The organism is Actinobacillus pleuropneumoniae, from assembly GCF_003290385.1.
In the GTDB taxonomy this organism is placed as follows: domain Bacteria; phylum Pseudomonadota; class Gammaproteobacteria; order Enterobacterales; family Pasteurellaceae; genus Actinobacillus; species Actinobacillus lignieresii.
This window is the reverse complement of record NZ_CP030753.1, coordinates 1,189,350-1,211,413: the sequence shown is the minus strand read 5'-3', so window position 1 is coordinate 1,211,413 and position 22,064 is coordinate 1,189,350. Positions and strand designations below refer to the sequence as shown.

Sequence of the window (22,064 nt, the reverse complement as noted above, 5' to 3'; positions counted from 1 at the left end):
TTTTTTTAACTGATAAAATTATTACCTAAATATTTGTAGATTGCATTAAATTCATAACTCTTTAGAGGTGTTTTTGATTTATGTCAAATTTTATTTCGTATAATAATTATCATAAATAAGTAGGCGGCTATCCAATGCATAATGTATTAACTTTACACAGAAATTTTGGCAGTTACAGGTAATTAATGGTAGGATAAGAACATTTATATAAGTACAACAAAATGATGAATTTACCTATGAAAGATACCTTACGTATTGCGACTCGCCAAAGTCCTCTTGCATTGTGGCAAGCAAATTTTGTAAAAGACGAATTAGAAAAACGTTTTCCGGAACTTTCTGTCGAATTAGTGACGATGGTTACTAAAGGCGATGTGATTTTAGATACCCCGTTAGCTAAAATCGGCGGAAAAGGGTTGTTTGTAAAAGAATTGGAATTGGCGCTTTTAGAAAACCGTGCGGATATTGCTGTGCATTCAATGAAAGACGTGCCGATGACCTTTCCGGAAGGTTTAGGTTTGGCGGTAATTTGCGAGCGAGAAGATCCGCGTGATGCGTTCGTTTCAAATAAATATCAAAATTTAGACGAATTACCTGCCGGAGCCGTTGTGGGGACATCCAGCTTACGTCGTCAGTGTCAATTGATGGCAAAATATCCGCATTTGGAAGTGAAATCTTTGCGTGGTAACGTTGGCACTCGTTTATCAAAATTGGATAACGGCGAATATGATGCGATTATTTTAGCGTCTGCCGGATTAATTCGTTTAGGAATGCCTGAGCGTATTCGTAGCTTTATTTCGGTCGAACAATCTTTGCCGGCGGCAGGGCAAGGTGCGGTAGGAATTGAAACTCGAGTAGATGACGAGCGAGTGTTAAATTATCTTGCAACATTAAATCATAATCCGACCGCTTGTTGTGTCATCGCAGAGCGTGCGATGAATACCCGTTTGCAAGGCGGATGCCAAGTGCCGATTGGTGGTTTTGCAACCTTAAACGGAAATGAAATAACGTTAAACGCCTTGGTCGGTGCGCTGGACGGTTCGAACATTATTCGAGCATCAGGAGTAGCGGATAGAGAAAATGCCGAGCAATTAGGTATTTCCGTGGCCGAACAACTTCTTGCACAAGGTGCGGATAAAATCCTTGCGGAAGTATATAAAGACGAATAAGAAATAAAATGAATGTGTTAATTACTCGCCCTGATTATCGTGGGCAGGAATTAGTTGAAATGTTGAATCAGTATCAGATTTTTGCGATTCATCAGCCGTTATTTACGATTGAAGCCGGGACGGAATTACCTCAGCTTCCGTCGGTTATGTCTCGTCTGAATACGGATGATTATGTATTTGCCGTTTCTAAACATGCCATTGATTTTGCTTCGGAAACGCTCGTACAGACAGGTTTTCAGTATCGTTCCGATTTAAAATATTTTGCGGTGGGAAGACAATCCGCAGCCTATTTTTCGACAAAAACAGCGTATCCTACGTATTATCCGATCTCTTCCGAGAATAGTGAGGGATTACTGGAATTACCTGAAATGCAGTGCTTAGAAGGAAAAAATATTCTCGTTTTACGAGCGGAGAAAGGGCGGGATTTTTTTGCGGAACAAGCGAGTTTACGAGGAGCAAATGTCCAATATTTAGAGTGTTATCGTCGTAAATATGCGGAAGATAACATTACTGAAAAAATGAGTTTGTGTAAACGAGCCGGCATTGATAGTATTATCGTGACAAGTTCGGATATTTTAACCGCTTTATACGAACAAACGGCGGAACTCGATCGTCAGTGGTTGATTGAATGTCGTTTAATCGTCGTTAGCTCTCGTATCGCTCAACTGGCGTATAAATTGGGTTGGGGTAGAAATAAGGTTCTACTGTCCGAAAAAGCGGATAATAATAGTCTGCTGGAAAGCGTATTGAAATTTATCGACAAATCTAACTAAGGTGGAAATATGTCAAAAGATAAACAGAACATTGAACAAACGGAAGATGTTGTTGAAGCGGTTACAGCCGTTGAGCAAGAAACTAATTCATCTAAACAGGAATTTGTAGAAAATTCAGAAAAAGAGACCGCTTCTCAAGCAGATAAAGAGGATACGAAAGTGGAACAAAAGGCTGAAGGAAAAACGGTCGTCGTTCAAAAATCCGGCGGCAAAGGCATTGCTCTGTTGGCATTATTAGTTGCGATTGCAGTCGGCGGTGCGGGTCATTATTTGGCAAATCAGAAATTTACCGATGTAGAGCAACAAATCGCAAAACTGGCAGGGCAACAACCTGTTTCTTCTCCTCAAATAGAAATCCCGAATTTTGATGCGGAAAAAGCGCAAATTGCAGAACTGGGTTCTTCATATCAGAAAGCGTTGGAACGTATCGGCCAATTAGAACAAGAGCAATCGAATTACCTGAGTCAAATTAACGGCTTGAAAACACAATTGCAAAAAGTAAGCGGCGTGCCTCAGTCGGAATCGGTTGTTTGGAAATTATCCGATGCGGATTTTTTACTCAATAACGCATTACGCAAATTGGTTTTGGATAACGATATCGATACGGCTAAGAGCTTATTATCGGAAGCTGATAGCGTATTATCACAAGTTTCCAATACGGACGTTGCAAATGTACGCAGTGCGATCAAAAGTGATTTGAGCCAGTTGGCAAATGTGAATAACGTAGATCAGAATAGTTTGATGCAACGTTTAACCGCACTGGCAAATCGTTTGGATGATTTACCGATGATCGCTAATGAAGCTATTGAAGATACCGTAATGGAAAGCGGAGAAGTAAGCGATTCGATTGAAGATTGGCAAAAAAATATTGAAAAAAGCGCAAGTTCTTTCTTAGATCATTTTATTCGTGTAAGCGATCGTAATAAAGCGGATGAAAAAGCGTTTGTCGCACCGAATCAGGAAGTTTATTTACGTGAGAATATTCGTTTACGTTTACAGATTGCTATTCTTGCTATCCCGCGTCAGCAAAATGAATTGTATAAGCAATCGTTAGATGCGGTCGGTACTTGGATTAGAAGTTATTTTGAAACGCAAAACGAAAGTGTGAAAAGTTTCTTGAAAGAATTGGATGATTTAAGCGAACAATCTATTTATATTGATGCGCCTGATCGTCTTAAAAGTATTGAATTATTGGAACATCTCTTAAATAAAGCGCCTCAAACGGTAGAAAAAATTGAAATTAAAGCGGAAAAAGAATTAGCTCAACCGGCTACTGAAACAAAAGAGGAGCCGGTACCGCAACAACCCGTTCAGCCCCAAACTGAACAACCGTCTTCAGTTGCACAGTAAGGAGGATAGCGATGTTTAGAGTGCTTTTTTTAATGCTTTTATTACTGGCGAGTTTAATTGTCGGCCCTTATCTTTCTGGTAATCAAGGTTACGTTCGTATTGAAACCGATACGAAGGTAATCGAAATGAGCTTGGTAATGTTAGTAGTCTTCTTTGTGATTGCAATGGCGGTGGTTTATTCGATTGAAGTCATTATTAGTCGTTTTTGTCGCTTAAGCAAAGGCTCGTATAACTGGTTCTTTAACCGTAAACATAAAAAAGCCCAGCAAGAAACCTTAGAAGGGTTAATGCGAATGAGCGAAGGCGATTATTCTAAAGCGGAAAAATTATTTAGTAAGAATGCAAAACACGCGGACGAGCCCGTTTTAAATCTGATTAAAGCGGCCGAAGCAGCACAACAAGGCGGTGATGAATTCAATGCGAATAAATATTTAATTGAAGCGGCGGAATTAGCCGGACCGAATAATGTTGCGGTGGAATTAGCCCGAACCCGTATTTTAGTTCAACAAAATAAACTGCCGGCGGCTCGTAGTGCGATTGACAGTTTAATTGAATTAGCTCCTCGTAATACGGAAGTACTGCGCTTAGCGATTAACATTTATAAAGACTCGAAAGCATATAACGCTTTAGACGGTATTTTAGAAGATATTGGACAACGTAGTTTCCTTTCTGCAGAAGAATACGATGCATTAACGCACTTTGTTGATGACGGTTTACTTGATGAAAAAATGAATGAGGAAGGACAAGACGGTTTATTGGCATGGTGGGAAAATCAACCGAGCCGTCGCCGTAAATCCATTTATGTTCGTACCGGTTTAGTCAAACGCTTAATTGATACCGATGATCATGAGTCCGCTCAAGAGATTGCATTGGAAACCGTGAAAAAATATGAAGATGATCAGTTGGTACCGCTACTTGAACAACTTACTCGTTTACAAGTTGCCGAAGAAAGTAAATTGGTAAAACTGTTGGTTAAGCGAGCGGATAAAGCCGATGCGCAATATACTGACGATTATGCAAGAGCGTTAGGTTATATCTATACCCGAGAAGGATTATTTGAGAAAGCGAAAAATTATTTCGCTCAATTGATTGAACACCGTGAGTGTGTTGCAAACGATAGAATTATGGCGCTTCACGTTGCGGAGCAAATCGGTGATGTGGAGTTGGCGAATAAAATCCGCGAGCTTAATTTGAAACAAGTAAGTATGGATAAGAAAAGCGAACCTGAGCCGAATGTTGCATTAATTGAAAAATCCGTATAATTCGGACGATAAAAAAGCCACTTATCGAAAGATAAGCGGCTTTTTTGCGGGATGAATTAGTGCTTTTTACCGAATAGTTTCATTAACGGTAAAATAATTAGGCAGCAAGTTGAACCGACGATAATACCGACCACTAAATCAACAAGGCTGGCGAACTGTGCAGGAATAGCCAAATGTTCGACAAAGTGATGAATTTCGGCAATATTATGCGAGAAAATACCGCCGCCCACTAAGAACATAGCGATTGTACCGATTACCGAAAGCGATTTCATAAACCATGGCATTACTACCAGCAACGTTTTACCGATAGATTGCGATAGCCCGCTTTTCTTTTGCATTAACCATAGACCGATATCGTCCAGTTTTACGATTAATCCGACCAAGCCGTAAACAAACACGGTAATCCCGATCCCGATACTTGAAAGAGAAAGGATTTTGATCATCGTGGATGATTCTTGTAATACGCCTAAAGCGATAATAATAATTTCCGCCGACAAAATAAAATCGGTACGAATCGCACCTTTAATTTTATCTTTTTCTGAAACTTGTTCCTCCGCAGAAACCGCATTATATTCGCCTTTTTTGTGAAGGAATTTATGTAATAATTTCTCTACGCCTTCAAAACATAAATAGGCACCGCCAATCATTAACAATGGAAGAATTGCCTGCGGTAAGTAAATTGAAAGCAACAGTGCGAGCGGAATCAAAATGACTTTATTAATAAGCGAACCTTTTGCTACGCTCCAGACGATAGGTAATTCTCGATCCGGTGAAATATGTTTATCGCTGACTTGATTCGCATTTAACGCTAAGTCGTCACCGATGACACCGGCGGTCTTTTTTGCCGCCACTTTTGTCATAACCGATACATCGTCAAGTACGGATGCAATATCATCTAATAATGTAAATAATGAGCTGAATGCCATTGAGACACTTTCCTTAAAAATAGAATTTATAAAAAAACCGAGCTAAATAGCTCGGCTCTTCTGATTTCAATTCGAAATTAGCGACGTAAACCTAAACGTGCGATAGTTTCTGAATATTTAGCAAGATCAGTACGTTTTAAGTAGTCTAATAATTTACGACGACGTGAAACCATACGTAATAAACCGCGACGACCGTGGTGATCTTTTTTGTGCTCGGCAAAGTGTGCTTGTAAGTGGTTGATTTGAGCTGTTAATAATGCGATTTGAACTTCTGATGAACCAGTGTCTTTTGCATCACGACCAAATTCAGCAACGATTTTTGCTTTTGCTTCTACGCTTAGAGACATTTTAATATCCTTTTTTCGTTAAGGGTTGATAATACATCCGTAGCCGATCTCTAACTCAGCTAGGACAGGAACTGCGAATTCTAAAGATAAAGCGGTTAAATTTCAACTAAAATTTGCAAAATTAATGCAAAGAATGACCGCTCGGTTTTAAATATTCCTCTCTATTCGGATCGACGGTTTTCGCTTTACGAATCATCGGTTCAATTGTGGAGCCTTGTACTAAGATGGAAAACATCACGACAGCATAGGTCATAACTAAAATAAGATCTTTAACATCAATATCTTCAACAAATGCGACTTTACTCGGAATAGAAAGAGCCATAGCTAAAGCCAATCCGCCGCGTAATCCGCCCCAACTCATAATTTTTAACGTGTAAGGATTATAGGTGCGGAATTGTTGCATCAATTTAAACGGAATCCATAAGCTAAAATAGCGAGAGATCAGGCAAATCGGGATAGCGGCAATCATTAAAATGACCCCATAAATATTGAAATCTACCAGTAATAATGCAAAGCCGATAAGGAAAAACAATAAAGAATTTAAGAAATGATCGATCATTTCCCAGAAATGGTCCAGATAACGTTGGCTCTGTTCGGAGAACCCCGAATGACGCGTCCAGTTTCCCATCATAATGCCTGCCACTACCATTGCTAGTGCGCCGGATACATGCAATACATTACTTGCGAACATAAAACCGGCGGTCGGAATGGTTAGCGTAATCAACATTTCCATCGAACCGTCATCGGTGGAGGAAATTAAGATATGTGCGATGAAACCCTGTACGAAACCGAATAGGATACCGCCGATTGCTTCATGTAGAAAAAGCCCCATAATGTCGGAGAAACCGGTTTCTTTACCACCGAACGCAATGGTAAATACCGTAATAAAAATAACCAAACCGACGCCGTCATTAAATAAAGACTCGCCTTCCACCTGCATCGATAAGCGTTTTGGCGCACGTAAGTTTTTGATAATCGCTAATACGGCGATAGGGTCGGTCGGAGAGATTAACGCACCGAATACTATGCAGTAAATAAAGTCAATCGGTAAACCGATAAGATGGCTGACGGCATAAATTAAACCGGCGATAAAGAAAGTAGAGGCAAGCGTTGAGAAGAGCGCAAAAACGGTGATTTCCCATTTTTGATCTTTAAGAATCGGCAGTTTGACACCTAAAGAACCGGCAAACAGTAAGAACCCTAAAATGCCGTTAAGTAAGAAACTTTTGAAATCAATTTGTTCCATTACTTCTTTAGCCATCGTATCGATGTTAAATAAACCTAAAGAACCTAAAATCCAAACGAGTAGGGAACAGACCATTGCAGCGGCACTAATTGCAATAGTGGATTGTACTTTGGCACTAATTTTACTTGTAATGAAGCCGAGTAAAATAGACAGAGCGGAGAGGAAACAAATATAGGCATAAATTCCCATGGGTAATCCTGTCGAAGTAAATAAAAAGTGAAAACAGACCGCTTGCATATAGGTCTAAAGCATAGATTAAAACAAGTTTCCGAATTAATGTAAAGAATAGTTACTGGATTTCCTTAAACTGGCGATTTGTTGCCGGATAACGTTTTCTGAAAATTACACATTTGAGAATTACTTGGTTTACAGTATAATCACGACAATTTTTTGTAATGAACTTCTAGGAATTTATCCATGATTGAGAATATGCATGAACGGACGAAAGGTCCCGTTTTTAAAATTATTTTTGCCTTGGTATCTTTATCTTTCGTAATTACCGGTATCGGTACGGGGTTAGTCGGCGGTGACACGGCGGCGGTAAAAGTCAATGGTACGGAAATTACTCAACAAGCGTTTAATGCGGCTAAAAACCGTCAGCAAAGTGTGTTAAACGCACAGATGGGAGAACGTTTTTGGGATTTGCTTGATACGCCGGAATATGCAAAACAGTTTAATCAGTCCGTGTTAAACGGCTTAGTTGATGAAGAGTTATTACGTCAATACGCTAAAGAATTGAAATTAGGTATTAGTGCGGAACAAATTAAATCGGAAATTGTAAATAGCCCGGTATTCCAGCAAGACGGTAAGTTTAGCAACGATTTGTATCAACAAACCTTAAGAAGTAACGGATTAAGTGCGGACGGCTACGCGGCAATCGTTAATGAAGGTATGCTTTTCTCTCAAATCCAAGAAGGAGTTATCGGCAGTGACTTTAACGTACCGGAACAAGAAGCGTTATTAGCAAAACTGTTACTTCAAAAACGTCAAGTTCGTTTAGCGAATTATTCGATTGCTAAGGAAGCGACGAATCAAGCGGCTTCGGCGGAAGAATTACAAAAATATTATGATGCGCATAAATCCGAATTAATCGAACCGGAAAAATTAACGGTGGAATATGTAACATTAACACCGACGGACGTAGCTAATAATGTGCAAGTTAATGACGAGCAAGTCAAAACTTATTATGAAAAAAATAAAGCGGATTACGCGACTAAAGGCGAAACTCGTTTCGCCCATATTCAGTTAGCGAATGAAACTGATGCTAAGGCTGTTGCGGAACAAGTGAAAAACGGAGCTGATTTTGCCGAATTGGCCAAAACTAAATCAACCGATAAATTATCCGCTGCGCAAGGCGGGGATTTAGGTTGGGCGAAAGCAGGTACTTTCCCGAAAGCGTTTGAAGCTGCCGCTGCGTCATTACAAGACGGTCAAGTAAGTGCGGTAGTTAATGTAGATGGTGCTTATCACATCATCAAAGTGTTGGAACGTAAGGCTGAAACGGTTATTCCGCTTGAGCAGGTAAAAGATCAAATTACTAAAACGATTCGCCAAGAATTGCTTCTAACCGAATATTCCAATATTGCGCGCGAAATGGCGAATAGAGCATTTGAGAATAGCGGCAGTTTGGAATCGGTTGCACAAGCAGGCGGTGTAAAAGTGCAAAAATCCGCACAATTTACCCAACAAAACGTGCCGGCGGAACTGAATAATGAAAAAGTATTAAAAGCATTATTTAACGGAGAGTTACGCCAAAGCGGTCAGAATTCGGATGCGATGGATATCGGAGACGAACATAACCCGAAAACAATGTTTGTACGTGTAAGCGATTATCAAGCCGAACGTGTAAAAACCTTAGAAGAAGCTAAAGCTGAGGTCACAGAGGCGATAAAACAGCAAAAAGCGGAACAAATCCTATTAGCGAAAGCGGAAGAACAAGTTAAAGCGCTTAACGAAGGTAAAGATGAGAAAGTTTCTTTCGGTAATGCTCAGACGTTAGTATTCGCACAGGCGGAAAGTGAGAATCCGTTATTAGCTCAAACGGTTTTTTCTATGCCGAAGCCGGCGGACAAAGCTGTTTATCAGGTAGCGCGTAACCAACAAGGCGATGTGATTATTGTTGCTTTAGATAAAGTGATCGACGGAAGCTTAGAGGAATTTAAACCGCTTTCGGTACAATTTGCTCAGGCGGAACAGACACTGTTACGTAATGATTTACTCAAAGACTTACGTGCCAGAGCTTCGATTGAAGTGAATCAAGATTTTATGGGACAAGCGGAATCTCAAGCCCATTAATTCGGTTTTGATTGATATTTAAAAACGCCTAAAACTGATATGTTCTAGGCGTTTTTGTTTTGTCTTATTTTTCTTACTCTATATAATAACGCATAATTCCCTCTTAGAAGGCTGGTGAGCTGTGGAAATCGATCTTAATCTTGCTATTTATCTTCAATTTTTTATTGGATTATTCGCGATTGTGAATCCGTTCGGTTCACTTCCCATTTTTTTCGGTATGACCGCTCATCAATATGAGGCGGAAAGAAATCATACGAGCTTAGTTACTTCGGTATCTATCGGTGTGATTCTATTGGTTAGTTTATTTTTCGGTAAGTTTATCTTAGACGCTTTCAGCATTTCGCTGGATTCTTTCCGAGTTGCCGGCGGTTTTCTGATTGTCAGCATCGCCATGACGATGATTAGCGGTAAACTCGGAGAACATAAACAAAATAAAGAAGAAAAGAATGCGGATGTCAGCGAATACGAAAATATCGGCGTAGTCCCGCTTGCAATGCCGATTATGGCGGGGCCGGGCGCAATCGGTTCGACGATCGTATGGGGAACTCGTTATCATCAAGTTACGGATTATATCGGATTCAGTGCGGCGATTATTTTATTTGCGGCGGTATGTTATATCTTATTCCGTTTTTCCGCACCGTTAGTGAAAAAATTAGGTAAAACGGGATCGAATGTGGTTACTCGTATTATGGGACTGATCCTCATGGCTTTAGGTATAGAAATTATTGTAGCTGGGCTTAGTAATTTATTTCCGGGATTAACTTCCGTTCATTAGAAGGATAGAATGAGATGCACTCTGCGAAACAAGCGGTCAAATTTTTCCAAAATCTTGTCGGTTTATTAGCTTGTTTGCTTATATTATCCGCCTGTGAGCGGGATTTGCCGGTCAAGCATGTTGAGCCGGCTAAACCCGAAACACTTCCGATCATAGACCATAATATTTTAAAACGAGCGATTTACACGAATAAATTTCAATTGGATCCGCATTTTGTTTATTCGTCGGCGGAATCGGCTCCGTTACGAGATCTATTTAGCGGCTTATTGGCTTATAATGAAAAAGGTATCGCTCAACCGGCATTGGCGAAAACATGGTTTACCGAAAATAATAAAGACTGGTTGTTTATTTTAGATGAAAATGCAAAATGGTCTAACGGTAAAGCGGTTACCGCACAAGATATCGTGTTAAGCTGGCAACGTTTAGCTAATCCAAAGAATGCCTCACCGTTAGCGCCGTATTTAGTTTATATGCAGTTAAAACACGCTAAAGAAATACTGAACGAAGAGAAAGCGGTCGGTGAATTGGGCGTTAAAGCGTTGAATGCGACCACATTACAAATTCGCTTGGAAAAACCGAATTTGGTTTTACCCAAAATGTTGGCACACGTTGCTTTATTGCCGAGTTATCAGGGAGAGATACCGAATCCTAATATGCTGATTACGAATGGCGATTATGCATTAGCCGCTCAAACGGACAAAAGTTTATTACTGCAAGCGGTTAAAAATAATCCTTCTTTTGCCAAAGTGGAATATCATCGTATCTCGGTTTTACAATCGATTAAACCGTTCGATATAGTGGAGAATCCGTTAGAAGGACAACAGCATAATATTTGGGAATTCCCTCGGTTATGTAATTATTATTATGAGTTTAATTTTGCCGATCCTCAGTTAAAGCATAAAGAAATTCGCCAGGCAATAAAAACGATGATTTTGTCCGCCCGTATTCCGCATCAATACGGTATTGCGAATTTTTCGGTGTTACCGAAGAGTATGTTAAATTCGACTGAGCATCAGTGGAACCCGATTATTATTGAAACTTTATTGACACAAGCGGGAATCAATTCAAATAACCCGTTACAGATTACGCTGAGTTATGACGAACAGGGCAAACATGCGGAAATCGCTCAGCAAATGATTAGAACGTTAGGGCAATCGGATTTAATTAAAGTTACCCCTCAAGCACTCGATTGGTCGCAACTGTTAGCGGTAAGAGAACAAAAAAATTATCAGTTAAGCAGAGCCGGATGGTGTGCCGAATATGCCGATCCGTTACCGTTTCTATTACATTTTCATTCTAAAAGCGTTGATAACAAAAGCAATTATCATAATCCGCAAGTAGATGAAAAGTTGGAAAGGTTACAAAATCAAAATTTAACGGAAGAAGTAAGAACACAATTGATTCAGAGTGTCGTTAAACACCTTGATGACGATGTCGCCGTACTTCCGATGTTCCAATACTATCGCCGTGTTGCATTAGATCCCACCATTTTAGGTATTGATTTAAATAACGATAGCGAAGTAATTTATAGTAAACATTTATATCGAATGAAGCCCAAGGATTAATCGATGAATCAACTTAACGAACAGCAATTAAGTGAAATTAAATTTATCTTACAAAATTTCACTCACCCTACCTTGCAAAAAGACTTAATCGCATTGAATGCGTTTAAAAAAGCGGAATTAGGCGCAGGCATTTTGCGTTTGGAATTTACCATGCCGTTTGCTTGGAACAGCGGCTTTGAAGCATTGAAAGCGGACACGGAAGTAAAACTCAAACAAGTTACCGGCGCAAACGAGGTAAAATGGATCTTAAATTACCAAATTGCAACCTTAAAACGTGCCAATAACCATCCGGCAGTAAACGGTGTAAAAAATATTATTGCGGTTACATCAGGTAAAGGCGGAGTGGGTAAATCGACCACTTCGGTAAACTTAGCGTTAGCGTTAAAAGCGCAAGGCGCAAAAGTCGGGATCTTGGATGCGGATATTTACGGTCCGTCTATTCCGCATATGTTAGGTGCGCAAGATCAGCGTCCGACGTCTCCGGATAACAAACATATCACACCGATCGAAGTCTATGGTCTTCAATCGAACTCAATCGGCTATTTAATGGCGGATGATAATGCGACCATTTGGCGTGGCCCGATGGCGAGTTCGGCATTAAGCCAGTTATTGAATGAAACATGGTGGACGGAATTGGATTACCTTGTAATCGATATGCCGCCGGGTACGGGCGATATCCAACTTACTCTTTCGCAACAAATTCCGGTTACCGGTGCGGTGGTGGTAACCACTCCGCAAGATATTGCGTTATTAGATGCGGTGAAAGGTATTTCAATGTTCCAAAAAGTGTCGGTACCGGTCTTAGGTATCATTGAAAATATGAGCGTACATATCTGCCAAAATTGCGGTCACCACGAAGATATTTTCGGCACCGGCGGTGCGGAGAAAGTGGCGAAGAAATACGGTACTAAAGTATTAGGACAAATGCCGTTGCATATTCGCTTACGTCAAGATTTGGATGCCGGCACACCGACCGTCGTTGCGGCACCGGAACACGAAACCAGCCGAGCCTATATTGAATTAGCGGCAAAAGTCGCTTCGGAATTATACTGGCAAGGTTCGGTTATCCCGTCTGAAATTATGATTCGTGAAGTAAAATAAGTTTTAATAACCACGAAAACACAAAGAACACAAGCGGTAGAATTTGCAGAAAAATTTGCAAATCCTACCGCTTTTTTATTAGTACGATTCGCTGTTGGACTGCTATTTGATTTGGTTTGTCAGGATATTATGTTATTGTAATGAAATGTTAGTGAATTATTTTTATTAATTTGAAAGGAAACAAAATGAAAATAAAAAAACGTTACATTGCGCTGTTGGTCTTAGGTGTCGTTATCAGCTATGCCTGGTATCAAAATTATCAATGGGAACAGCTGATGTTAAGCGGTTATTGTGAAAAGGACGGAAGTTATTTTGATGATAGGCATACGAAGCAAGAACTGATTGATAGGGCAATTAACTATATGCTGGAGCATCAATCTAAAAAAACATACGATGCTTATACTGATGAACCTTTAGAAATAAAACCATATTTAACAATAGAGGAATTTAAAAAACTCAATCCAAATTGTTGTGAAATTACCTCATGGCCAGCAGATGCAGTTCCACAAGATTGGGATGTTCGTGTGGAAGGTAAGGCATATAGGTATGTAATCGTAAAATATTTAAGAACCTTAGCGAATAGAGAACCTGAACGATGGGAAACTAGTATTGTTTTTGATAATTGCGGCAATCCTAAAAGAGCAAGCTACTTATATTAATTAAAGAGAGAAATTTATTATGACAAAATTAACTATGCAAGATGTGACCAATTTATATTTATATAAAACGAAAACTCTACCTAAAGATAGATTGGATGATTCACTTATTTCTGAAATAGGAAAAGGAGATGATGATATTGATAGAAAAGAATTTATGGTGGGGCCGGGACGTTTTGTGACCGCTGATAACTTTAGCGTTGTAAGAGATTTTTTTAATGCTGGGAAATCACGCATTATTGCGCCGCAAGTCCCGCCTATTCGTTCACAGCAGGAAAAAATCTTGGTCGGTTTAAAACCGGGCAAATATTCCAAAGCGCAGATATTGGAAATGCTGGGTTATACGAAAGGCGGAGAAGTGGTAAATGGCATGTTTGCCGGTGAAGTCCAGACATTAGGCTTTTATGACGATGGCAAAGGGGATTTACTCGAACGCGCCTATATCTGGAATACCACAGGATTTAAAATGAGCGACAATGCCTTTTTTGTTATAGAAGAATCAGGCAAACGCTATATTGAAAACTTTGGTATTGAACCTCTTGGTAAGCAAGAAGATTTTGATTTTGTCGGCGGCTTTTGGTCTAACTTAGTGAATCGTGGTTTGGAAAGTATTATCGACCCATCCGGTATCGGTGGAACGGTAAACCTTAACTTTACCGGCGAGGTGGAAACCTACACGTTAGACGAAACAAGGTTTAAAGCGGAAGCGGCGAAGAAAAGCCATTGGAGTTTAGTGAATGCGGCGAAAGTATACGGCGGTTTAGACCAAATTATTAAAAAACTATGGGACAGTGGCTCAATTAAGCATTTATATCAAGATAAAGATACGGGCAAATTAAAACCGATTATTTACGGCACGGCCGGCAACGACAGTAAGATTGAAGGCACTAAAATCACCCGTAGGATTGCGGGTAAAGAAGTTACGCTTGATATTGCCAATCAGAAAATTGAAAAAGGCGTGTTAGAGAAATTGGGGCTGTCTGTTAGTGGTTCGGATATCATTAAATTGTTGTTTGGAGCATTGACTCCAACTTTAAATAGAATGTTGCTATCACAACTTATCCAGTCTTTTTCCGATAGCTTGGCTAAACTTGATAATCCCTTAGCCCCTTACACTAAAAATGGCGTGGTTTATGTCACCGGCAAAGGGAATGATGTGCTTAAAGGAACTGAACATGAGGATTTGTTTCTCGGTGGTGAGGGGAATGATACTTATTATGCGAGAGTAGGCGATACAATTGAAGACGCCGACGGCAAAGGTAAAGTCTATTTTGTGAGAGAAAAAGGGGTACCTAAGGCGGATCCTAAGCGGGTAGAGTTTAGCGAGTACATAACGAAAGAAGAAATAAAAGAGGTTGAAAAGGGGTTATTAACTTACGCAGTTTTAGAAAATTATAATTGGGAAGAGAAAACGGCGACTTTCGCTCATGCGACTATGCTTAATGAGCTTTTTACTGATTATACTAATTATCGTTATGAAGTTAAAGGACTAAAATTGCCCGCCGTTAAAAAGTTAAAAAGTCCGTTGGTGGAGTTTACAGCTGATTTATTAACTGTTACGCCTATTGACGAAAACGGAAAAGCACTTAGCGAAAAAAGTATTACGGTTAAAAATTTTAAAAATGGTGATTTAGGAATAAGGTTGTTGGATCCTAATAGCTATTATTATTTCCTTGAAGGCCAAGATACGGGTTTTTATGGTCCTGCTTTTTATATTGAACGAAAAAACGGTGGCGGCGCTAAAAATAACTCGTCGGGAGCAGGAAATAGCAAAGATTGGGGCGGGAACGGGCATGGAAATCACCGAAATAATGCCTCCGACCTGAATAAACCGGACGGAAATAATGGGAATAACCAAAATAACGGAAGCAATCAAGATAATCATAGCGATGTGAATGCGCCAAATAACCCGGGACGTAACTATGATATTTACGATCCTTTAGCTTTAGATTTAGATGGAGATGGGCTTGAAACCGTGTCGATGAACGGGCGACAAGGCGCGTTATTCGATCATGAAGGAAAAGGTATTCGTACCGCAACGGGCTGGCTCGCTGCGGATGACGGTTTTTTAGTGTTAGATCGTAACCAAGACGGCATTATTAATGATATAAGCGAGTTATTTAGTAATAAAAATCAACTTTCCGACGGCAGTATTTCTGCACACGGTTTTGCGACATTAGCCGATTTGGATACAAACCAAGATCAGCGTATCGACCAAAATGATAAGCTGTTTTCTAAACTCCAAATTTGGCGGGATTTAAATCAAAACGGTTTTAGTGAAGCGAATGAGCTGTTTAGCTTAGAAAGTTTGAATATTAAATCTTTACATACCGCCTATGAAGAGCGTAATGATTTTCTAGCGGGCAATAATATCCTTGCTCAGCTTGGGAAGTATGAAAAAACGGACGGTACTTTTGCACAAATGGGCGATTTAAATTTCAGTTTTAACCCGTTTTATAGCCGATTTACCGAAGCGTTAAATTTAACCGAGCAACAACGTCGCACAATTAATCTAACCGGCACCGGTCGGGTTCGGGATTTGCGTGAAGCCGCCGCACTTTCTGAGGAGTTGGCTGCTTTATTACAACAGTACACTAAGGCCTCCGATTTTCAGGCACAACGAGAATTATTGCCTGCCATTTTAGATAAATGGGCGGCAACGGATTTACAGTATCAACATTATGATAAAACATTACTTAAAACGGTAGAAAGTACCGATAGTAGTGCTTCTGTCGTTAGAGTCACGCCTTCTCAATTAAGTAGTATACGCAATGCAAAGCATGATCCTACCGTTATGCAAAACTTTGAACAGAGTAAGGCAAAAATTGCGACTTTAAATTCGCTCTACGGGTTAAATATCGATCAACTTTATTACACGACGGATAAAGACATTCGCTATATTACTGATAAAGTGAATAATATGTATCAAACAACCGTAGAACTTGCCTACCGTTCTTTACTTTTACAAACGCGTTTGAAGAAATATGTTTATAGCGTTAATGCGAAACAATTCGAAGGGAAATGGGTAACCGATTATTCTCGTACTGAAGCCTTATTTAACTCTACTTTTAAACAATCGCCTGAAAATGCATTATATGATTTAAGCGAATACCTTTCTTTCTTTAACGATCCTACGGAATGGAAAGAAGGGCTATTACTGTTAAGCCGTTATATAGATTATGCTAAAGCACAAGGATTTTATGAAAACTGGGCGGCTACTTCTAACTTAACTATTGCCCGTTTAAGAGAGGCTGGAGTAATTTTTGCAGAATCGACGGATTTAAAAGGCGATGAAAAAAATAATATTTTGTTAGGTAGCCAAAAAGATAATAACTTATCGGGTAGTGCAGGTGATGATCTACTTATCGGCGGAGAGGGTAATGATACGTTAAAAGGCAGCTACGGTGCAGACACCTATATCTTTAGCAAAGGACACGGACAGGATATCGTTTATGAAGATACCAATAATGATAACCGCGCAAGAGATATCGACACCTTAAAATTTACCGATGTGAATTATGCGGAAGTGAAGTTTCGACGAGTAGATAATGACTTAATGTTATTCGGTTATCATGATACGGATTCGGTCACGGTAAAATCCTTCTACAGCCATGTAGATTATCAATTTGACAAATTGGAGTTTGCTGACCGCAGTATAACTCGCGATGAACTGATTAAAGCAGGGCTTCATCTATACGGCACCGATGGCAATGATGATATAAAGGATCATGCGGATTGGGACAGCATTTTGGAAGGCGGCAAAGGCAACGATATTCTAAGAGGTGGCTACGGTGCGGACACCTATATCTTTAGCAAAGGACACGGACAGGATATCGTTTATGAAGATACCAATAATGATAACCGCGCAAGAGATATCGACACCTTAAAATTTACTGATGTGAATTATGCGGAAGTGAAATTCCGACGAGTAGATAATGACTTAATGTTATTCGGTTATCATGATACGGATTCGGTCACGATAAAATCCTTCTACAACCATGTAGATTATCAATTTGACAAATTGGAATTTGCTGACCGCAGTATAACTCGTGATGAACTAGGTAAACAAGGTATGGCATTATTTGGCACTGACGGTGATGATAATATCAACGACTGGGGACGTAACTCGGTGATTGATGCCGGTGCGGGTAATGATACGGTTAATGGCGGTAATGGCGATGACACCCTCATCGGCGGCAAAGGTAATGATATTCTAAGAGGTGGCTACGGTGCGGACACCTATATCTTTAGCAAAGGACACGGACAGGATATCGTTTATGAAGATACCAATAATGATAACCGCGCAAGAGATATCGACACCTTAAAATTTACCGATGTGAATTATGCGGAAGTGAAATTCCGACGAGTAGATAATGACTTAATGTTATTCGGTTATCATGATACGGATTCGGTCACGGTAAAATCCTTCTACAGCCATGTAGATTATCAATTTGACAAATTGGAGTTTGCTGACCGCAGTATAACTCGCGATGAACTGATTAAAGCAGGGCTTCATCTATACGGCACCGATGGCAATGATGATATAAAGGATCATGCGGATTGGGACAGCATTTTGGAAGGCGGCAAAGGCAACGATATTCTAAGAGGTGGCTACGGTGCGGACACCTATATCTTTAGCAAAGGACACGGACAGGATATCGTTTATGAAGATACCAATAATGATAACCGAGCAAGAGATATCGACACCTTAAAATTTACTGATGTGAATTATGCGGAAGTGAAATTCCGACGAGTAGATAATGACTTAATGTTATTCGGTTATCATGATACGGATTCGGTCACGATAAAATCCTTCTACAACCATGTAGATTATCAATTTGACAAATTGGAATTTGCTGACCGCAGTATAACTCGTGATGAACTAGGTAAACAAGGTATGGCATTATTTGGCACTGACGGTGATGATAATATCAACGACTGGGGACGTAACTCGGTGATTGATGCCGGTGCGGGTAATGATACGGTTAATGGCGGTAATGGCGATGACACCCTCATCGGCGGCAAAGGTAATGATATTCTAAGAGGTGGCTACGGTGCGGACACCTATATCTTTAGCAAAGGACACGGACAGGATATCGTTTATGAAGATACCAATAATGATAACCGCGCAAGAGATATCGACACCTTAAAATTTACTGATATTAATTTATCCGAACTTTGGTTTAGCCGAGAAAATAACGATTTGATTATTAAATCATTATTAAGTGAGGATAAAGTCACGGTTCAAAATTGGTATTCACACCAAGATCATAAAATAGAAAATATTCGTTTATCGAATGAGCAAACGTTGGTGAGCACTCAGGTGGAGAAGATGGTTGAGTCGATGGCCGGCTTTGCTCAGAAGCACGGAGGAGAGATATCTCTTGTGTCGCTTGAAGAGGTAAAACAATATATCAATAGCTTAACAGCTGCTTTATAACATACGAAAGAAATCGGCACAGTTTTTTTGAACTGTGCCGATTTGATTTTAGTGTAAGAATATAGCCTGATTTTAAGAAATTTACTCTTGGCTAATAACTATTTCCCATTTTATAAGTTATTGACGGATGGTTTTATCAAATATGAGATCAAATCTTATTTTAAATTCGCTTTCCATTAAGCGATATTGATCTTTTAAGTTTGGGCCGCATGAGTTTGAACCGATACCACTCATTTTGTAATCAATACACAATACGCTGTAATCGGACTCTTGCAGTTCATAATAATGCTTTTTCTCCGTTAATTCCTCTTGCGTATAGGGCGAGAGATTAAAGCTAAACGGTTGGCTTGCACTCACAAACAGATTTTCCGATTTGAGATATTCGCAACCGTAATGGCTGCCGTTCTCCTGCGGTTTAACATAATCGGTATGATTTTGTTTTGCCGTAGTATGATAGATGCCTAAATTTGCTAAATGGTGCTTATCCACATAGCTTTCTTGCTCGCCGTAACCGAAATATTCGACCGTATTTTCCGCTTTAGCAAGCCAGAAGCGTAAACCGAAACGAGGTAAATACGGTAATTCGGTTGGACGGATTGCGTTGATTTCCACCGAAATTTGCCCGTCATTGAAGATACGATAACGAATATCCAGTGTTAAAATGCGACCGCGAGAAATTGACACAATTGCAGATTTTACTGAAAATTCGACCGCTTGTTCGCTTTGCTGCCACTGAATTTCATACGCTCTGGTATAGGCTTTATCGTAGCCGGCATTTTGCCACGCCTCACGAATGAGACGATCATTATCGGTTGGTGCACGCCAGATATTAAAATCTAACGGTTGCTGAATAATCGCTTTACCGGCTTTTTCAATACGGCTGAAAATCCCTTTCTGTTTGTCTAGTTGGTAACTAAATTGACCGTTGTGTACGTTAATGCGGAAGTGATCTTCCTGTACTTCAAATGTACTTTTTTCAATCGTAAATTTTGGTAACACTAATTTATTTTCGCTAAATAAATTGAGCTGCTCGAAGCCAAGTGAATGTTCTGCTTCCAATAATTCTGTCGCAGTATTTAAACGATAATCTAAATTTAATAGCCATAAATGCCCGTTATTTTTTGGTAACTCAATCGGCAATATTACACTGCTGTGTGGTTTGCAAGAAACGGATAAATTTCCACCGCTTGTAACTACGCCGTTTTCGACAAATTCGTAATCAATCGTTAAATAATCGGCAAGATCAGTGAAATCCAAGTAGTTGTGGATCACAATTTGGTTATCGATTAATTCGGCACGTGCAGGGCGATTCACATTTTTAAGCTCTAATAAGTTACTGTGCGGAATACGATCCGGTGAAACCAAACCGTCCATACAGAAATTTCCATCGTGCGGACTTTCGCCGAAATCACCGCCGTAACCGAATTGTCCGTTAGCACGGTAAGGGGCGTGATCGCACCATTCCCACACAAAACCGCCGCATGATTGCGGATGACGATGGAACGCTTGCCAATAATCTTCCGCATCGCCGTTTGAGTTACCCATTGCATGGCTGTATTCACACAACACGAAAGGTTTGGCTTGCGCAGTGGCACAATAGCGGTCGATATCTTCGGTTGAGCCGTACATTTCACTATAAAAATCCAAATTCGATAGATCATTATTATCGGCGGAATGTTGATAAATCGAGCTTTCGTAATGCACTAAACGAGATTTATCACGTTGCTTAATCCACGCTGCCGCCGCTTCAAAATTGGCACCATAGCCGGCTTCATTCCCCAACGACCAAATAATAATCGAAGTACGATTTTTATCTCGTTCCACATTGGCTTGTTGGCGGTCTAAAATCGCTTTTTTGAACAGCGGATCACGGGCAAAGTAACAGTAATTATCTATCATATCTTGACGGATACGCTCAGTTTGCAAATCATTTTGGTGATTTAAGAGAATACTCGGCTCAGGCATTTTGACGGTGAGCATTGACGCACCGTGTGACTCGACATCGCTTTCGCCAATCAAATAAAAACCGTATTGATCGCATAGCTCGCTAAACCAAGGCGCATTCGGATAATGGGCGGTGCGGATTGCATTGATATTATGTTGCTTCATCAGCTGTAAATCTTTATGCGCTTGTGCGTAGCTAATCGCATAACCGGTTTTCGGATCGCTATCGTGGCGGTTTACTCCTTTAAATTTAATCGGTTGCTGATTAAATAATAAAATGCCGTCTTTGATTTCCACTTTTCTAAACCCGATTTTTTGCACAATCACTTCTTCCGCAGTATGCAAAATTAAGGTGTAAAGTTGCGGCTTTTCTGCATTCCATAACTGAATATCTTCTACCTCAATATTGAGATGCGTATCGGTTTGATTGAAAACGGTAAAGCCGTTCGGGTTGAGTAATTGATATTCAATCGCTTGCGGCTGACGGCTAAACAGCGTTTCCACTTTCAGATTTGCGTGACGTAATTCATCATCCAATTCATATTGAATAAAGAAATCTTGCAGATAATTTTGTTCACGCTCAAGCAAATAGACATCACGGAAAATGCCCGACATTCTGAATTTGTCTTGGTCTTCTAAATAGCTGCCGTCACACCATTTCAGTACCACGACGGTTAAATGGTTGGTGCCGGCTTGTAAATAATCGCTAACATCAAATTCTGAGGTGTTGTGGCTAATTTGACTATAACCGACAAACTGTTTATTCACATAAACAAATAAACAGGAATCCACGCCTTCAAAATTGAGCAAATAACGCTTATTGCTTTTCGGAGTAAGTTGAAGAGTACGGTGATACACGCCGCATGGATTTTGATGCGGTACAAACGGTGGTTCAAACGGAAACGGGTAGTTAATATTCGTATAGTGATGATGATCAAAACCGTGATTTTGCCAATTTGCCGGCACCGGAATTTTATGTTCAAACGCAATATCAAGGAAATTATCCGGCAAGTCATGATAGCTTTGGAAGTAATTAAAATCCCATTGTCCGTTAAGCAAAGTAAAGTAATCGGATTGTTCGCGCTTACCGCTTAAAGCGGTTTCATTCTGTTGATGCGGAATAAAATAAGCGTGATGCTCAACGGTATTTACGTGGAGCGTATTGGGATCTTGGAAGTAATTCGGCAGTATCATGATAATTTCCTCGATGTTTACAAA

The 22,064-nt window shown here is 40.0% G+C and carries 14 protein-coding genes; 10 read left to right on the top strand and 4 right to left on the bottom strand.

What is annotated here, in order from left to right; genetic code table 11:
* Positions 1–236 precede the first annotated feature (236 nt).
* Genes hemC through DRF63_RS05525 form a run of 4 tightly spaced genes read left to right on the top strand, consistent with a single transcriptional unit; the run spans position 237 to position 4,551 of the window.
* The gene (hemC, locus tag DRF63_RS05540; RefSeq protein WP_043877980.1) at positions 237–1,166 is read left to right on the top strand and encodes a hydroxymethylbilane synthase; all 930 of its coding nucleotides are present in this window, start codon (positions 237–239) and stop codon (positions 1,164–1,166) included.
* Positions 1,167–1,174: 8 nt separating this feature from the next.
* On the top strand, positions 1,175–1,939 hold the full coding sequence (locus DRF63_RS05535) for a uroporphyrinogen-III synthase (protein WP_005597785.1): 765 nt from the start codon (positions 1,175–1,177) through the stop codon (positions 1,937–1,939).
* 9 nt (positions 1,940–1,948) lie between these two features.
* A complete protein-coding gene (locus tag DRF63_RS05530) occupies positions 1,949–3,289 on the top strand; it encodes a uroporphyrinogen-III C-methyltransferase (RefSeq protein WP_005597783.1) in 1,341 nt (446 codons plus the stop codon).
* 11 nt (positions 3,290–3,300) lie between these two features.
* On the top strand, positions 3,301–4,551 hold the full coding sequence (locus DRF63_RS05525) for a heme biosynthesis protein HemY (protein WP_043991844.1): 1,251 nt from the start codon (positions 3,301–3,303) through the stop codon (positions 4,549–4,551).
* A 56-nt stretch (positions 4,552–4,607) separates the two neighbouring features.
* Here DRF63_RS05525 and DRF63_RS05520 read toward each other — a convergent pair whose 3' ends face one another.
* From DRF63_RS05520 to DRF63_RS05510, 3 genes are all read right to left on the bottom strand, one after another.
* The gene (locus DRF63_RS05520; protein WP_005597779.1) at positions 4,608–5,477 is read right to left on the bottom strand and encodes a DUF808 domain-containing protein; all 870 of its coding nucleotides are present in this window, start codon (positions 5,475–5,477) and stop codon (positions 4,608–4,610) included.
* Between the two features lie 77 nt (positions 5,478–5,554).
* A complete protein-coding gene (gene rpsO / locus DRF63_RS05515; protein WP_005597777.1) occupies positions 5,555–5,824 on the bottom strand; it encodes a 30S ribosomal protein S15 in 270 nt (89 codons plus the stop codon).
* Positions 5,825–5,945: 121 nt separating this feature from the next.
* On the bottom strand, positions 5,946–7,259 hold the full coding sequence (locus tag DRF63_RS05510) for a cation:proton antiporter (RefSeq protein ID WP_005617492.1): 1,314 nt from the start codon (positions 7,257–7,259) through the stop codon (positions 5,946–5,948).
* 228 nt (positions 7,260–7,487) lie between these two features.
* Here DRF63_RS05510 and DRF63_RS05505 point away from each other — a divergent pair, with 228 nt between their 5' ends.
* The 6 genes from DRF63_RS05505 (at position 7,488) to DRF63_RS05480 (ending at position 18,902) form a co-directional block, all read left to right on the top strand.
* Positions 7,488–9,365: a SurA N-terminal domain-containing protein gene (locus tag DRF63_RS05505; protein WP_005597752.1), complete on the top strand. Its 1,878-nt coding sequence runs from the start codon at positions 7,488–7,490 to the stop codon at positions 9,363–9,365.
* A gap of 121 nt (positions 9,366–9,486) precedes the next feature.
* Positions 9,487–10,140 (top strand): YchE family NAAT transporter, encoded by a 654-nt coding sequence (locus DRF63_RS05500; protein WP_005597750.1) that lies wholly within the window; start codon positions 9,487–9,489, stop codon positions 10,138–10,140.
* A 14-nt stretch (positions 10,141–10,154) separates the two neighbouring features.
* Positions 10,155–11,705 carry a peptide ABC transporter substrate-binding protein gene (locus DRF63_RS05495; RefSeq protein WP_005597748.1) on the top strand — a complete coding sequence of 517 codons (1,551 nt, stop codon included), beginning with the start codon at positions 10,155–10,157 and terminating at the stop codon, positions 11,703–11,705.
* Positions 11,706–11,708: 3 nt separating this feature from the next.
* Entirely contained in the window at positions 11,709–12,806 is a 1,098-nt protein-coding gene (gene apbC / locus DRF63_RS05490) for an iron-sulfur cluster carrier protein ApbC (protein ID WP_005597746.1), read from the top strand.
* A 185-nt stretch (positions 12,807–12,991) separates the two neighbouring features.
* On the top strand, positions 12,992–13,465 hold the full coding sequence (locus DRF63_RS05485) for a hypothetical protein (RefSeq protein WP_005604711.1): 474 nt from the start codon (positions 12,992–12,994) through the stop codon (positions 13,463–13,465).
* A 19-nt stretch (positions 13,466–13,484) separates the two neighbouring features.
* Complete coding sequence (locus DRF63_RS05480; protein ID WP_108744154.1) at positions 13,485–18,902, top strand: calcium-binding protein; 5,418 nt, start codon at positions 13,485–13,487, stop codon at positions 18,900–18,902.
* 117 nt (positions 18,903–19,019) lie between these two features.
* On the opposite strand, the gene DRF63_RS05475 is transcribed toward DRF63_RS05480, so the two are convergent.
* Complete coding sequence (locus DRF63_RS05475) at positions 19,020–22,040, bottom strand: glycoside hydrolase family 2 TIM barrel-domain containing protein (protein WP_005597722.1); 3,021 nt, start codon at positions 22,038–22,040, stop codon at positions 19,020–19,022.
* Positions 22,041–22,064: the final 24 nt, after the last annotated feature.